The sequence below is a fragment of the Acinetobacter sp. YH12052 genome (assembly GCF_013419835.1).
In the GTDB taxonomy this organism is placed as follows: domain Bacteria; phylum Pseudomonadota; class Gammaproteobacteria; order Pseudomonadales; family Moraxellaceae; genus Acinetobacter; species Acinetobacter amyesii.
The window spans coordinates 47,121-62,173 of sequence record NZ_VOZI01000003.1; the positions used below are offsets into that span (position 1 = coordinate 47,121).

17 protein-coding genes, 1 pseudogene and 1 riboswitch are annotated in these 15,053 nt (G+C 40.6%); of the genes and pseudogenes, 12 read left to right on the plus strand and 6 right to left on the minus strand.

All coding sequences use genetic code 11. From position 1 onward, the window contains the following. Positions 1–83: 83 nt before the first annotated feature. On the minus strand, positions 84–695 hold the full coding sequence (locus FTU06_RS02740; RefSeq protein ID WP_180089154.1) for a GDYXXLXY domain-containing protein: 612 nt from the start codon (positions 693–695) through the stop codon (positions 84–86). Further along, positions 695–2,536, minus strand: a complete 1,842-nt coding sequence (locus FTU06_RS02745; protein ID WP_180144789.1) for a DUF2157 domain-containing protein — start codon at positions 2,534–2,536, stop codon at positions 695–697. Before FTU06_RS02745 ends, FTU06_RS02740 begins: the two co-directional genes overlap by 1 nt. Before the next feature lie 170 nt (positions 2,537–2,706). Continuing rightward, positions 2,707–2,860, plus strand: a riboswitch (FMN riboswitch). A gap of 103 nt (positions 2,861–2,963) precedes the next feature. Between FTU06_RS02745 and ribB the strand changes: the two genes are divergently transcribed. Beyond that, positions 2,964–3,623 carry a 3,4-dihydroxy-2-butanone-4-phosphate synthase gene (gene ribB / locus FTU06_RS02750; protein WP_180144792.1) on the plus strand — a complete coding sequence of 220 codons (660 nt, stop codon included), beginning with the start codon at positions 2,964–2,966 and terminating at the stop codon, positions 3,621–3,623. Positions 3,624–3,711: 88 nt separating this feature from the next. Here ribB and FTU06_RS02755 read toward each other — a convergent pair. Together FTU06_RS02755 and FTU06_RS02760 are read right to left on the minus strand one after the other, a co-directional pair. After that, a pseudogene (locus FTU06_RS02755) lies at positions 3,712–4,323 on the minus strand (LysE family translocator). 62 nt (positions 4,324–4,385) lie between these two features. Continuing rightward, a complete protein-coding gene (locus FTU06_RS02760) occupies positions 4,386–4,874 on the minus strand; it encodes a DUF1289 domain-containing protein (protein ID WP_180144794.1) in 489 nt (162 codons plus the stop codon). Positions 4,875–5,062: 188 nt separating this feature from the next. Here FTU06_RS02760 and FTU06_RS02765 point away from each other — a divergent pair, with 188 nt between their 5' ends. The 5 genes from FTU06_RS02765 to FTU06_RS02785 all read left to right on the plus strand — a co-directional run bounded on the left by FTU06_RS02765 (position 5,063) and on the right by FTU06_RS02785 (position 8,435). After that, entirely contained in the window at positions 5,063–5,995 is a 933-nt protein-coding gene (locus tag FTU06_RS02765; protein ID WP_180005054.1) for a rhodanese-related sulfurtransferase, read from the plus strand. A gap of 194 nt (positions 5,996–6,189) precedes the next feature. Continuing rightward, the gene (locus FTU06_RS02770) at positions 6,190–6,486 is read left to right on the plus strand and encodes a hypothetical protein (protein ID WP_180144797.1); all 297 of its coding nucleotides are present in this window, start codon (positions 6,190–6,192) and stop codon (positions 6,484–6,486) included. 366 nt (positions 6,487–6,852) lie between these two features. Beyond that, positions 6,853–7,464, plus strand: coding sequence for a DedA family protein (locus FTU06_RS02775; protein ID WP_168378111.1), 612 nt, complete (start codon positions 6,853–6,855; stop codon positions 7,462–7,464). 20 nt (positions 7,465–7,484) lie between these two features. Further along, positions 7,485–7,895 (plus strand): ABZJ_00895 family protein, encoded by a 411-nt coding sequence (locus FTU06_RS02780; protein ID WP_078192189.1) that lies wholly within the window; start codon positions 7,485–7,487, stop codon positions 7,893–7,895. A gap of 123 nt (positions 7,896–8,018) precedes the next feature. Beyond that, positions 8,019–8,435 (plus strand): ABZJ_00895 family protein, encoded by a 417-nt coding sequence (locus FTU06_RS02785; protein WP_180144800.1) that lies wholly within the window; start codon positions 8,019–8,021, stop codon positions 8,433–8,435. Positions 8,436–8,516: 81 nt separating this feature from the next. On the opposite strand, the gene FTU06_RS02790 is transcribed toward FTU06_RS02785, so the two are convergent. Together FTU06_RS02790 and FTU06_RS02795 are read right to left on the minus strand one after the other, a co-directional pair. Then, positions 8,517–9,041, minus strand: coding sequence for a YecA family protein (locus FTU06_RS02790; RefSeq protein WP_078191372.1), 525 nt, complete (start codon positions 9,039–9,041; stop codon positions 8,517–8,519). Between the two features lie 67 nt (positions 9,042–9,108). Next, positions 9,109–9,318: a PA3496 family putative envelope integrity protein gene (locus FTU06_RS02795; protein WP_078191373.1), complete on the minus strand. Its 210-nt coding sequence runs from the start codon at positions 9,316–9,318 to the stop codon at positions 9,109–9,111. A gap of 399 nt (positions 9,319–9,717) precedes the next feature. Here FTU06_RS02795 and rpoD point away from each other — a divergent pair, with 399 nt between their 5' ends. From rpoD to FTU06_RS02825, 6 genes are all read left to right on the plus strand, one after another. Further along, positions 9,718–11,607 carry an RNA polymerase sigma factor RpoD gene (rpoD, locus tag FTU06_RS02800; RefSeq protein ID WP_078191374.1) on the plus strand — a complete coding sequence of 630 codons (1,890 nt, stop codon included), beginning with the start codon at positions 9,718–9,720 and terminating at the stop codon, positions 11,605–11,607. Positions 11,608–11,733: 126 nt separating this feature from the next. Continuing rightward, positions 11,734–12,021: a YbeD family protein gene (locus FTU06_RS02805; protein ID WP_180063275.1), complete on the plus strand. Its 288-nt coding sequence runs from the start codon at positions 11,734–11,736 to the stop codon at positions 12,019–12,021. A gap of 56 nt (positions 12,022–12,077) precedes the next feature. Then, the gene (locus FTU06_RS02810; RefSeq protein ID WP_180063215.1) at positions 12,078–12,371 is read left to right on the plus strand and encodes a DUF3144 domain-containing protein; all 294 of its coding nucleotides are present in this window, start codon (positions 12,078–12,080) and stop codon (positions 12,369–12,371) included. Positions 12,372–12,424: 53 nt separating this feature from the next. Then, positions 12,425–13,078, plus strand: coding sequence for a lipoyl(octanoyl) transferase LipB (gene lipB, locus FTU06_RS02815; RefSeq protein ID WP_180144803.1), 654 nt, complete (start codon positions 12,425–12,427; stop codon positions 13,076–13,078). Between the two features lie 76 nt (positions 13,079–13,154). After that, positions 13,155–13,688 (plus strand): hypothetical protein, encoded by a 534-nt coding sequence (locus tag FTU06_RS02820; protein WP_168378113.1) that lies wholly within the window; start codon positions 13,155–13,157, stop codon positions 13,686–13,688. 3 nt (positions 13,689–13,691) lie between these two features. Then, a complete protein-coding gene (locus FTU06_RS02825; RefSeq protein WP_111885299.1) occupies positions 13,692–14,876 on the plus strand; it encodes an iron-containing alcohol dehydrogenase in 1,185 nt (394 codons plus the stop codon). The last annotated feature ends 177 nt before the right edge of the window (positions 14,877–15,053 follow it).

Consider the following 15,053-nt stretch of genomic DNA (forward strand, 5'->3'; position numbering starts at 1 on the left):
GGCTGAAATATGCATTATTGATTACGAAAATTCAGTATTAGACGCATATCACTACATACAACTCAACAGCTCAATTTATTTGTCTACCCTGCTCTCGGGCCCTTCCACCATGCTTGATTTTGTTTACAATCAAAGGGCTGTAAATGCTCTCCGACCAACCCCACCAACAAAGGCTGACCATTTTCTTGTACCTTTAGCTCTGCATATTGCGCATCGCGATAGCACGCTTCCAAGCCTTCAGCAAATAAAAAACTGCTCGCAGCGGGATATAAACCCTCAAATCTATCGTCAGGATTTTTGAGCACCAGTTTTGTGGATGAGCTTGGATACTGCGCTAGTAACTCTGGGTTGAAACTGGTTCGAATCACTCTACGCTGTGCATCAAGCTGCGCATAACTCACAATACTTTTTTGATCGGCAAAATAGTCACGGTGTACATTTTCTTCTTTGTTCGCTTTGGCAGCCTGCCCATTGGCAGATTGCTCTACAGAAGGTAGACCACCAAAATAGAGCTGATAATTCAAGGCCATATAATCCCCTTGAATCAAAGAGCGCGGATCGACGGGTTGCAGCTTCACATAAATACTCTGACTGTTTGCCAGATGCCATTCATGACGTGCAATCATCAATACAAATAAAAGAATACTGAGTACAGCTAAACCAATAGGAAGCATTTTTTTATTGAGTATGTTCATCATGCTCCTCCCACTTGTTTAAGCTGTTTCGCAGATAACATCTTGGTGATGCCAAGCAGCAAAAGACCAGAGATCAAAATCGTTAAACTTTTCAATAAAAAACTCAGACCCAAATTGTAGTACAGCATCCATAAGCTAAAAATGATCAACACGATGCAAAGGGCTTTAACCAAAGATTGCTGATAAACCTGCGCCCATGCCAATAAAACCAATAACAAGAAAATTTCAAAATAACCCATCGCAATGAGTACAAGGCCCAATAGCAGTAACGGCCATTTTTCGCTCCCCGCCTGTTTTTTCTGATTTGCGATGTAAAGGCCAAGCCAAACCACAGGCAGTAGATAAACGATAAACAGGTCAAGAACGCCATGTTGGGTCTGTTCAAACTGTAGAACGTTATTTGACAAAGTTTGCAATACCACACCCGCCAATACGATGCATAACATCCATAACACAACACTTTTTCGATACATCGTGTGCAACCACGCTGTTGCACTCCCGAGCAAGAAAATCAGTAGAATATAATTCAATCCAGTCACAGCTAAGATGACATGTTCATCGCTCATAAAAAGATCGGCATCAAATAGTGTGGCCACTGCAAGGCCATATCCTGCAATGAGTTGAATAAAAACAATAAACCAATGCATTCGACTAAACAAACAGAGCAAGATAACACCAATTTGTAATACTAAAATAAACCCAATGCTATCGGTCAAGCTCTCTGTATGTATGAAGACCGCAGATTGGCCACATACCCATAAGCAGTAAGCAAATTGGCGACTAAAGATACTTTTAGCTCGTCGAATCAACCACCAAGCCACAGCCACAAAAACTAAGCCCATGACGATTGAAAACGCCTTCCAATAGGTCAGCAATAAGCTCGATAAAATAATGCCTGCGAACCATGCCCCAATCGCTAAAGGAATAACCGCAAATTTAGTCTGTGGCAGAAATTTCATCAGTGCCCAACTGATCACCGCAAACCAAGCAAATATCAGCAAGGCAAAAACCAACAATCCTGCACTCGAGTCAGATAAAATATGTTCTGCCCATTGGAAAATCAAAATACTGAAACTCGCGGCGAGACCTGCAGCTTGTAAACTGGTTTCTAATGCACGATGTTGTCGATAAAAATAGATAATCAGATAAATTGGAAGCAACAATGCAAAAATTAAATATTGCCATTGATACTGCTCTGCCCCATTTCCGCAGTATAAAAACATGCAATACATCGACATTAGTGTAATGAATGCTATAAATACAAAGCGCAGCGCAGCATAATATTTCAAACAAAACGTCACACATATTACCGTCAATATATTCATGCAGAGTAAATACCACCATGAATGATCAACGATTAAATAGCTTTGTTTAAAATATAAAAATAATGCCAATTGACTGATCAAACACAGTAGCGTAAAGACTCCGATATTCGGTCGATATAACCAAGGTAAAAGCAGCAAAGCCCACACCAAAAACAACAGATAACTGTCTGCACCTGTTTGATAGACCTGCCCAATCACAGCCAAACACAATCCAAGCAACAAACCGCTTAAAGTATCTAAACTTTGCTGAATCCAAGCATGCCTTGCAAAATATACACTCGTCACAGCACTAAGTACCAACAGCAACATTGGAATTGCCAATTGAATAAATTTGGGTAACATCAACCAGTTTGCCGCGATCAAATACACGAAACTGGCAGCTATCAGTGCAACACCGATTACTTGCAGATACCGAATAACCTGTACAGCTTGGAACAAATCTGTTGAAAACTCTTGATCTAACTGTGAATGATGCAGCTTTATATTCTGCTGCTGAGAATGCTGAGGAAGCGTCATTTTTTATCATTATGCAATCATGGTTGATTTATCGGCACGATAGCATGCTTTGACACACTTTATATAAATGCTTACAAATCCAATCTTATAACATTACTTATCTAAAATTTTGCAAAGGATTCTAAGCAATAATCCCCCATCAGCACTCAAACAGGTCTATACTCAAGACACATCGCTTCAGGGCGGGGTGAAATTCCCCACCGGTGGTAAATTTGCTGGGTTGAAAGCCCTGCAAAAAGCCCACGAGCCAATCGTTTAAACGCGATTCGCAGATCAGGTGCAATACCTGAGCCGACGGTATAGTCCGGATGAAAGAAGACGACGTCACATCTCTATATCATTGATCATTTTCAATATATATCGTAACGCCACTATTTCACATGTCCTGAAATGTTCAACCGTATCTAAAATTTACGCGAGCGTTTCAATGTCTAGTTTAATTCAACCCGAAATTTTCTTTTCTGCCCTTCCACCTGCAGAACAGCGCATGCTGCAAGCCTTAGAAGACATTCGTCAAGGCAAGCCTGTTTTAGTCATGGACGATTTTGACCGTGAAAATGAAGCCGACCTGATTGTTGCTGCAGAAACACTGACTGTAGAAACCATGGCACGTATGATTCGTGACGGTTCAGGGATTGTCTGCCTGTGTTTAACCGATGCTCAAGCCAATCATTTAGAACTTCCACCCATGGTATCTGATAACTCTAGCCATTTTAAAACTGCCTTTACCGTAACCATTGAAGCTGCGGAAGGTGTTACTACTGGAGTTTCTGCAAAAGACCGAACAACTACAGTCAAAACCGCAATTAAAGATGGTGCTGTTGCTGCTGACTTAAACCGTCCGGGTCATGTTTTTCCTTTACGTGCGCGTGAAGGCGGCGTATTGACCCGTCGCGGACATACTGAAGGGACTATTGATTTGGCACGTCTGGCCGGTTTAAAACCTGCAGGTGTTTTGTGTGAATTAACCAACCCAGACGGCACAATGGCCAATGGCGTACAAGTTTTAGCTTATGCACAAACCCATCATTTGACTGTACTCACTATTGAAGAGATTGTGCAATATCGTTTACAGCACAATCTCTAGTGCGAATAAGTTAAAGATCTACACGTTCATAAAAAGGCTGATTCAATCAGCCTTTTTTTATTTTTTACTGTACATTTCAAATTAAGAATTAAGCCGTGAATGTGCTATAGATCCCGTAAATTGCTACCACCACTAAAATTAACCCACACAGTGCCAACAATTTTTTATACCAGCGTGATTTCGACAATCAATAAAAAGACAAATACACCAAAGACAAGGTCGCGAAATCTAAAACAATCCAACTCAGGGTCAACACAATTAAACTCAGATTAAGATGATGAGTAATCCCTACAAACTGCGGAAAAAATGACGCGAAGAAAATAATATCCTTAGGATTTGAAATCCCCACAATTAGTCCTTGCTTAAAACCCCCGTGTGCTGCTTTTAACTGCAGAGATTGTGCAGTGGGCTGTATAGTTACTTCTTTTAAAATATCAAAACCAATATAAGCAATATATAAACAACCCAGCATTTTAATGCCAGCGAGCCAATGCGCATTAACATTTAAAATGCCTTTTAAAACACACACTGACAGCACAATCAAAATCAGTGACGCAAAATTTGTCCCGACAATGGTTTGAAATGCCTTTTTATATCCGCCTTGTAAACCTGAACTTGCGACCAACAGCATGACAGGTCCAGGTGTTGCAATCATCACGATGACTGCAACACAATATAAAAAGTACTCCGAATAATTCACGCTGAAATTCCTTCACTTATTTTTTTACATCAAGATAAATTTCATAAATAAAAAAAGAGGACTTAGTCCTCTTCATCCATGTTTTGCAATAAATGCAAGCGAATGGCATCTGCTCTTAAAAATGCCAAATCATAGCTGGCTATGGCGAGTGCTAAAACACGACGCTCAAACTCATCCCACAACGGTCGCACCTGTTTGTAATGTATCCCGAGTCCACTTTCATCTGTGAAATGACGGTTTTTCTCGCAGAGCTTGAGTGCGTGATACAGTTTACGGCCTTTGCTTGCATCTGGACGTAAGCGAACTCGCTTAGACAAGACAAAGCCTTCGACATGGATGATATCTGCTTGCGGCAACATCGGTATTAAAATTTGATCTAACTGTGCATCTAAACGACACCAAATGGCCGTGTGTTGCTCTGCTGTATAGGTATTCCATTTTATGACTTCATGGTTAAAGCGGCGGCAACCACGACAGACTGAATCACCAAATACCGTAGAACAACGCCCTGCACATGGGGTTAACGAGGCAATTCGACGATCAGTACTCAAAACCGGCTCCATTCAATCAATATTTATGGGATAAAAACAACTCGGCATGACTATACACGCTAAAACTACTGAAATGAAGCTATGATCAAATGTGTGGTTAAAAGCCATCGCTTTACTCGCTTATTCATCCAAATCACGGTAGAATGTGCGCCTTAATTTTTATCCTGTTTATTCATTTGGAGTACTCCATGAACGCTACTGTAGAACAGCTTGCACCTGTAGAACAGCAAGCGACCTCTGGTTGGGTTGTTGCCGCACTTTATCAATTCAAAGAAGTTCAAGATCCTGCCGATCTTCAACAACGTCTTTTAGACTTGGTAAAAACCATCAACCTTTGCGGTACTCTAATTGTGGCAGGTGAAGGTATTAACGGTACTGTTGCCGGTGACCGTAAATCTGTAGATATCATCCATCAGTTCCTTCTCAATGAAGGCTTCAATGCGATGGAATACAAAGAATCGCATAGTACGGATAAACCATTCCGTAAAATGAAGATCAAACTGAAAAAAGAAATCGTGACTTTAGGTGTGGAAGTGAAACCACGTGATTTAGTCGGTCACTATCTTGATCCTAAAGAATGGAATGAACTAATTACACGTGATGACGTAATCCTAATTGATACACGTAACGACTATGAGTACAAAGCAGGTACATTTAAGGGTGCGATTGACCCGAAAACTGAGACTTTCCGTGAATTCCCTGAATACGTGAAAAAAGAGCTTGAGCAGCATAAAGACAAGAAAATTGCCATGTTCTGTACAGGTGGTATTCGTTGTGAAAAATCAACCTCACTTTTACTTCAAGAAGGCTTTAATGAGGTTTATCACCTTAAAGGCGGTATCTTAAAATATTTAGAAGAAACCCCTGCTTCCGACAGCATGTGGGAAGGTGAATGTTTCGTATTTGACGGTCGTACTGCTGTCACTCACGGTATGGAAGAAGGCGAAAATATCAAATGTCACGCATGCGGTTGGCCACTGGCTCCTGCTGAAGTTGAACTTCCGAGCTACGAACACGGCGTATCATGCAAATACTGTATCGACAAAACTACTGAACAGCAAAAAGCAGGCTTCCGTATGCGTCAATCACAAATTGTGGCAGCAAAACGTAAGCGTCTCTAAGCAAAATTTGTTGTAACGATATATAAATAAAAGCCCTATTTTTAGGGCTTTTTTTACGCATTCTCAACAGTGACTTAATTTTTTTGACAAAATAACTATATCTGGTTATTTACGAGAATCAGTTCGCGCATCTATGCTTATTCTGATCAATTGATCCGAGAAAATCATTATAGATAATTGAAAAGGAAAGCATTATGCCAAAATTAATCAACTCTCCTATTGCAACCTCAAGGCGCCTTGCTTTACCCGCTCCACGTGTAAAAGAAAGTGTTGCAGAATTAAAACACCTCCTTAACCAACAGTCGCATATTTTGATAGTCAGTATTGCCACATGCATTGGTGCAATTTTTGCCTTATTTATTGCTTATACCTTGCACTTACAACCCACTCTGCTCAACATTCTTGGACTTTGTACGATTCCATTTGCTTTATCGCTGAGCTTACGCCAAGTCTATATTCACACCCTGTTAAATATGGAACATGATGATTAATTTGCGCACCTTGCAAAGCTACTTATTGCAACTTTGTCCTACGCTGTTCAGTATATAAAACGATTTTTAAGGCTGCTAAAGCGCCAAAATCAAAAATAAAATCCAAACTGCACAGCGTAAACTCAGTAATATAAAAACCGTACTCTATGCCTATCAATTATTCAGTTTTACTATTACTCAGCATTGCTCAATACCATCACTCATTCATACATTTTCCTTCTCATTAAGCCTACGTGCTACTTAATACAAGATGAACTCAACATTTGTTGTTTTTGCTTAGGTGGTTTCAGGAATATTTAAAACGGAACTTTACCCACTGCGCTTTTCAACATAGGATAAATACACCTTTTCTCTGCCTTGGCTGCCATGACTTTAACTGAATGGATCATTTCAATCATGGAACAATTGGGTTATCTCGGTATTGCCCTGCTCATGTTTCTTGACAATGTCTTCCCCCCAATCCCCTCTGAAATCATTATGCCCTCGGCTGGCTATTCTGCCTCCCAAGGTCAACTACTCCTCATTGGTGTCATTATTTCAGGTTGTGTCGGTTCTTTACTGGCGGCTGCATTGCTATATTGGATTGGCTATAAATTTAAGCATGAATCCATCTTTCACTTCGTCGATCGCTATGGAAAGTATTTATTTATCAAATCGGCAGATGTAAAAAAATCTCTAGCATGGTTTGAGCAATACGGTCACCGCATTGTATTTTTTGGCCGGATGATTCCAGCTGTGCGTTCTCTCATTAGTATTCCTGCGGGAATGAGCCGCATGCCATTTTGGAAGTTCATGTTTTATAGTGGTTTAGGCACGATTATTTGGACCACTTTTTTAGCTTGTATGGGTTTTTATTTAGGTGAAAATCAGCAGTTAATGCAGCAAATATTTAGTAAAGTTGGCCATGTGATTATTCTGATCACAGTCATCATTATTAGTTGGATTTTGTACCGTCGACATAAACGTCGACCTCGTTAATTTTTTGTTTTGGGGCTTAAATGAAACACTATCTCCTACACTTTGCTGCTGTTTATAGCATCGCCTTGGTGCTTTTGATTACCGTATTAATTTTTGGATTAAATCTAGGTGGTATTACATTAATTCCTACATTGGTGGCATGTGCATTAATCAGCGTTGGGCATTTTGTAAAGAAAGAACAACGTGTGCCTAGCAACCATGAAAAGATCCAACTGGTTTGGGGCTCCAGTGCCGTTGCAATCATCATTGGTAGCTTTTTTGTGCTGTTCTTGGTGCTGATGAATCCCAATGCCGAAAGCATTATGAAGTCTGTGGATAATGCAGGCATTGGGCTAACTGCTGTAGTTATGCTCTGCATGGTCGCCATTCATGGCACGATATTTCATATTGCCTACGGTTGGTATGCAGACTACTGCGCTAAAAAATTATAAATTTTTTTAACTTATTCCGTTAGAATTTGAATCAATACCCTTCACTGAAACTTAAAATTCAGTGAAGAAACTTCGGGCAAGCTATACTCGCTCTTTATAAAACGAAAACATGAACATTAAATAATGAAAAAATACATCATCACATTTAGCATTGCTTATGCCCTCGCCATGGTCGCTGTCGCAGCCATCGAGTCTTTCTTTGATTTACCCGGTGGTTCATCCATTACCTGTCTCATCGTGGGCGGTTTCGCTGCGGCATCTAGCTTTGTCAAAGACCATCAGCGAGTGCCAGATAAGTCTGAAAAGAGAACTTTGATTTGGAGCTGTATTTTAGCTTCGGTTCTCATCAATGTCGTTGCTACAGTCATTTGTCTCTTAATATTCCCTGAAACCCAAGCCTTTATTCAAATGGCGCTAACGCAATTACCTGCTTGGGTCTGGCTACTTGCTATCAGCTTTACGCTACTTATCCATTATCTCGTGTTGGCTTTATCTTTTGGATGGATGGCGAAAAGCTTTTTAAAAGCCAAACGCAGTTAAGCCTTTAGATTGATTTTGAACTGAAAAAAGTTCAGCGCTAAAAAAAGCACCCCAAGGTGCTTTTTTTAAATTTCGTCGAAATTAATTTGGTGTGTGATACATCAAATATAATTCGTTCAAATTGGTTGGGATTTCTTCTGCAAGTTCATCCATCAACTGACCATTGCGACGGAAAGATTCCATTTGTGGATCTTCTTCATCAATGCCGCTGAACACCATGATTGGCAAAGTTAAATCAACCAATTGTTCTTCAAACTCGTCGGTGAACCATGCATCTTCGTTTAGGAACATGGCATCAACGAAGCCAACACTCCAGTCACCAAGACTTGATTCAACATCGGCTTCTTCAATTTCAAATGGAAATTCAATACCATCTTCATTGGCAAGATTCTGACGAATCGATTCGAGCCATGCTTTTACTTGCGCAATAATTTCAGCAGGTACTTTTTTCTGATTGTTATCAAAAAGTTCGTCTAGCCATTTATCAAAAGCTGGGCCTACTGCAATTGCACACAAAAAACCATGAGTCGCTGCAAAATCTAGACCATGCTCGTTGTCATCGCCGTCTAGATAGTCACTCAAAAGGTCTAAATCTAAAGCACTCATTTCAAATCCAGAGTTAGAAACTTAATGCGTAAGCATAGCATTTTCAAGCGCTATGCTAAATCGCTATTTAGTCTTCTTCGTCATCAAAATCATCGTCATCGTCGATGTCGTAATCAAAATCTTTAAGCTCACGTTCAAGACGGCGCTGAGCCAGAAGGTCATCAATAAGTCGGCGCTTTTCTAACGATTCTTTCGCGCTAGTTTTTGCACTGGCCTCATCGAAATTCACATCATCATCACCGTAGTTATCATCTAGTTCAAAATCTGTAGAAGACACCAAAACTACCTCATAATGAAAAAAATTGAAGGGGTCTAGCCGCTATTTATATGGGATATAAAATATTGTCAAGTTTTATTTGTTTTTTTAACATCTAAACTTTAAAAATAGGGCTTTTTTTCTTACCAAAACCTGTGGCATGATATAATCCACCCTGCGTCCTTCATTTTTATGACAGTCACAGTTGACCCATAAAATAATCGATGCATGGGATGAACTTGAAAACAACAATTTCAGCCCCACCTAAATTACTGAATTTAAATTTTTAATATCTCATTGGACAGCTTGATGCTGTACCGTCCTAATGGGATAAGCCAGCTATTCACAAGATTTAATGAGACGATCGTGCTAAAATGCACGGTTTTTTACTGCCACAGATTCAACGAAGAGTAAGCAAAGATGAGCGATATGACTTCCCCTACTTCTCAAGTAGCGGCTCTGATTAGCCGAGGCAAAGAGCAAGGTTACCTAACTTTCGCCGAGGTTAACGATCATCTCCCGGACTCAATCACCGAAAGTGAACAGATTGAAGACATCATTCAGATGTTGAATGACGTGGGTATTCCGGTACATGATCGTGCACCAGAATCTGACGATACAATGTTTGAAGGTGGCAGCGAAGCGACTGACGAAGTTGCTGAAGAAGAAGCCGCTGCTGTACTTGCATCTGTTGAAAATGAACCCGGTCGTACCACTGACCCAGTGCGTATGTATATGCGCGAAATGGGTACAGTTGAACTTTTGACACGTGAAGGCGAAATTAGCATTGCAAAACGTATCGAAGAAGGTATTCGTGACGTTTTACACTCTATTGCTTATTGGCCAAATGCGGTCGAAGTTGTACTGCAAGAATATAAAGATTATGAAGCGGGTGAACGCCGTTTAGCGGATATTCTTTCTGGTTATTTAGATCCAGAATCTGACGAAGCCATCCCTGAAGTGATCGACGAAGAAGATTCTGAGATCGATGAAGACGAAGCGTCAACCAACAAGCCGACTAAAGATGTCAAACTTGATGATGACGATGAAGACGAAGAGTCTGAAGGTGATGATGATTCTGAAGGCGAATCTGGTCCAGATCCTGAAATTGCTAAAGCACGTTTCACTGAGCTTGAACAAGCATGGTTAGTGACTAAAGCTGCTATTGAAAAAAATGGCCGTAACAGTAAAGAAGCTGCTGCTGCACTTGAAGCACTTGCAACTGTGTTCATGATGTTCAAATTCACACCACGTTTATTCGACATCATCTCTGATTTGATCCGTAATACCCATGACCAAATCCGTACTTCTGAACGTGAAGTCATGCGTTATGCAGTACGCCGTGGTCGTATGGACCGTACTCAATTCCGTACGTCTTTCCCAGGTCAAGAATCTAACTTTGCTTGGTTAGATGAACAAATTGCGAAAGCACCTGCAGAAATGAAAGGCTATCTTGAAAAAGTCCGCCCTGACGTTCTTGCATTCCAACAAAAAATCGCTGACATCGAAAAAGAACTTGGCTTAGATGTTAAAGGCATCAAAGACATTTCTAAACGTATGTCGATTGGTGAAGCGAAAGCTCGTCGTGCGAAAAAGGAAATGGTTGAAGCCAACTTACGTTTGGTAATTTCGATTGCGAAAAAATACACCAACCGTGGTTTGCAATTCCTCGACTTGATCCAAGAAGGTAACATCGGCTTGATGAAAGCGGTGGATAAATTCGAATATCGTCGTGGTTATAAGTTCTCTACTTATGCAACTTGGTGGATTCGTCAGGCGATTACGCGTTCTATTGCCGACCAAGCACGTACGATTCGTATTCCTGTGCACATGATCGAAACCATTAACAAGATCAACCGTGTATCTCGTCAATTGCTTCAAGAAATGGGTCGTGAACCGACACCTGAAGAATTAGGTGAACGTCTAGAAATGGACGAAGTGAAAGTTCGTAAAGTGCTTAAAATCGCGAAAGAACCAATTTCAATGGAAACACCAATTGGTGATGATGAAGATTCGCATCTTGGTGACTTCATTGAAGACGGCAACATTACCTCTCCGATTGATGCTGCAACGTCTGAAGGCTTAAAAGAAGCAACACGTGAAGTTCTTGAAAACTTGACTGAACGTGAAGCAAAAGTCTTGAAGATGCGTTTTGGTATCGATATGCCAACAGACCATACTCTGGAAGAAGTGGGTAAACAGTTTGACGTAACACGTGAACGTATTCGTCAGATTGAAGCGAAAGCTTTACGTAAACTTCGCCATCCATCACGTTCAGAGCATTTGCGTTCATTCCTTGAGAATGACTAACCTATAACTAGGACAATGCAGGCTTGAATATGGGGTTTTCCACCCCATATTATGAGCATGTAGCAAAGATTCCAAATACCTGCTCATTGCAGGTATTTTTAAATAATGAGGTGTCCCATGACTGATATGACTAATCGCGCTCCTTCACGTGAATTGCAAGAGCATCTTTGGGTCTTCCCTATGGACTACCCAATTAAATTGATTGGTAATGCAGGTGAAGAACTTCGAGTTGCTGTTGTTGATATTTTACAGAAGCACTTCCCTGAATTTGATGGTGACACAGTAAAAATACAGCCGTCACGCACAGGTAAATACCACTCTTTAACTGCTCAACTGCGCTTTGAAGAGTTGGAACAAGTTCATGCCTTATACGCTGACCTTGCAGCCTGTCCTTTAATTAAGACAGCGCTATAATTAAAAAGTCCAAAATGCGAAAGTGTTTTGGACTTTTTTTGTGAGAATAAAATAAAATGCAAAATATTGATGATGAATTCTATGAGCGAGCGGATCAACACATTCAGTTATCTAATCAGCAAATTACGGAAGAGATAGGAAAAGGGAAAGTAAGCGCCTCTATGCTTTTTGCAACATCCCGTTTTAATGCTTGGATCAGCGCATGTGGATGGGAAACAGCAGAACAGCTCGCTAATGCAAAACAAGAAACCATCGAATATTTCCTTGCTGAATATCGCAAAATGCTTGAAGAAAATTTAGATGAATACATCGAAAATTTTAAAGAATATATGTTTATCCCTCCTGAATAACGACATAATTCAACGACCAATCAATTTAACGCTGCCAAGGAAATCCTGTTGTAATGATCGCTGCAAAACCAACTTTAATCATTCGCCAATACAATCATCTGACTCCCTATGAAGATCGTTTTGTCGAAATGAAAACTTATACTGAACAGCGCGATGAAAACACACCTGATGAACTGTGGATATTGCAACATCCCGATGTATTAACTCAGGGGCAAGCTGGCAAACCTGAACATATTTTGGTGCAAAGTAACATCCCTGTGGTACAAACAGACCGTGGTGGGCAAGTCACTTGGCATGGGCCGGGTCAATTGGTGGCTTATTTCATGTTTGACCTAAACCGTTTGGGATGGAATGTTCGTACATTGGTTTCGTATGCCGAAACCCTCATGATCGATTTGCTGAACAAATATGGTATTCAAGCTTATGCTAAGCCTGATGCACCGGGTGTATATGTCAATGAACGAAAGATTGGTTCCTTGGGCTTTAAAATTCGTAAAGGCCGTTCATATCATGGTTTAGCACTGAATATTGATTGCGATTTATTTGGGTTTCATACCATCAATCCATGTGGCTATGCAGGATTGGAAATGGTGCGCATACAAGATTTAGTACAGGATTACCCTAAATTTGAAAACTTATGCGTCGATATCATTGATACTTTGAAAAACAGTGGTTACTTTAAAGACGTAACAGTCAAACAACTATAAAAGACTTTGCTTTCTCAAATAAAATAATTTAGAGTAAAAGCTCTAAATTTAATAATTATAGATAAGGGATGTACACGTGATTGCAACTAAATCCGTTAAACCCGCGCTCCAGCAGGCCTATGTCAAACTCATGATGGATGTGATTGGCAGAGGTCTGGTCATGGCGAGCCAGGTCGATGAAGAAATTAAACAAGAAGTTGCTAAATTTCCAGTTAATTTTATTTTATCTATGAATGTTTTTCCAAATGGTGCTGCATTTGTCGCGCAAGTCACGGAAGACCACCAACTCAAACTCCTCACACCCGGCACTCAAAAGCCTGACTTAACCATTACGTTTAAGCATTTGAGTCATGCCTTTTTGGTCTTCTCATTTCAAGAAAGTACCGCACAAGCCTTTGCCAATGACCGCATGATCGCCGATGGTGATTTGTCTTATGCAATCCGATTGGTGCGTTGTCTCAACAAAATGGAAGCGTTAATTTTACCTAAATTGGTGGCTGAATTGGCTGTCAAAGAATATCCAACACATTTAAGCCTAAAAGAAAAACTGAGCGGTGCTGCAAATATTTATTTAAAAGTAGCCCAGTCTTATTTAAAACGGAGCGCATAACACATGGCTAAACCATATTACGAATTTTTCTGTCCTGTAAAAGTGATTGCTGGCCATGCTGCTTTAGAACACATCCCATTCGAACTGTCTACTTTGGGTGCTAAACGCCCCATGATCATTACGGATAAAGGCGTTCGCAGTAATCAATTACTTGCACCGATTGAAGCGGCATTTGAAAGCACCGAGACGGTGATTGGCTATATTTTTGATGATGTTCCGCCAGACTCTAGTTTAGAAACCGTACGTAAGGCAGCTCAACTTTACCGCGACAACCAATGTGATGCCATTATTGCTGTCGGTGGCGGTTCAGTGATTGATACCTCTAAGGCAACCAACATCTTGGTATCTGAAGGTGGTGATGACTTACTGAAATACTCAGGTGCGCACAACTTACCTAAACCTTTAAAACCATTTTTTGTGATTCCAACAACTTCGGGGACAGGTTCGGAAGTGACTATGGTCGCTGTGGTTTCTGACCCTGAAAAGAATGTCAAAATGGCCTTTGCATCGAATTATTTGATGCCACATGCGGCAATTCTTGACCCACGCATGACGCAAACTTTACCACCCCATCTTACGGCGATGACAGCGATGGATGCGATGACGCATGCGATTGAAGCCTATACGTGCATGGCGGCAAACCCTATTTCAGATGCCTATGCTACTGCCGCAATCAAGAAAATTAGCAATAGCTTATTTGGTGTATTAGATAATACCAGCGATGCGCATGGACGCTTAGAACTTGCACAAGCTTCTACGATGGCAGGAATTGCATTCTCGAACTCAATGGTTGGTTTAGTGCATTCATTAGGCCATGCGCTGGGTGCAGTCGCTCACCTGCCCCACGGCTTATGCATGAACTTATTCTTGCCGTATGTGTTGGAATACAACAAAGAAGTGAATGGCGATAAGATTGCTGAATTGCTATTACCACTGGCTGGCCCTGATATTTATGCACAAACGCCGGCCAACCTACGCGCTGAAAAAGCCATTTCAACGCTTTTAGCCATGCGTGACCGCTTGTTTAGTTTGACCAAATTACCACGTACTTTGAGTGAAACAGGTAAAGTGACTGAAGCTCAATTAGATGAAGTGGCAGAGAAAGCACTGAATGATGGATCTATTATTTATAATCCTAAAGAAGCCAGCTTAGAAGACCTCAAAACTATTCTAAAAAAAGCTTGGTAATTGCTGAAAAATAAGCGAATATAGCGAAAAATTAAGCCTGATGTTTTTTTAAACATCGGGCTTTTCACTTGCAGAACGCAATATCAGTTATTTTTTAATCAAACTGGCATAATTTCTGCTAAAAATAATTTCAAAGTTACTGACAAAATGTACCAATTTGGAGTAGATTGGCGCACT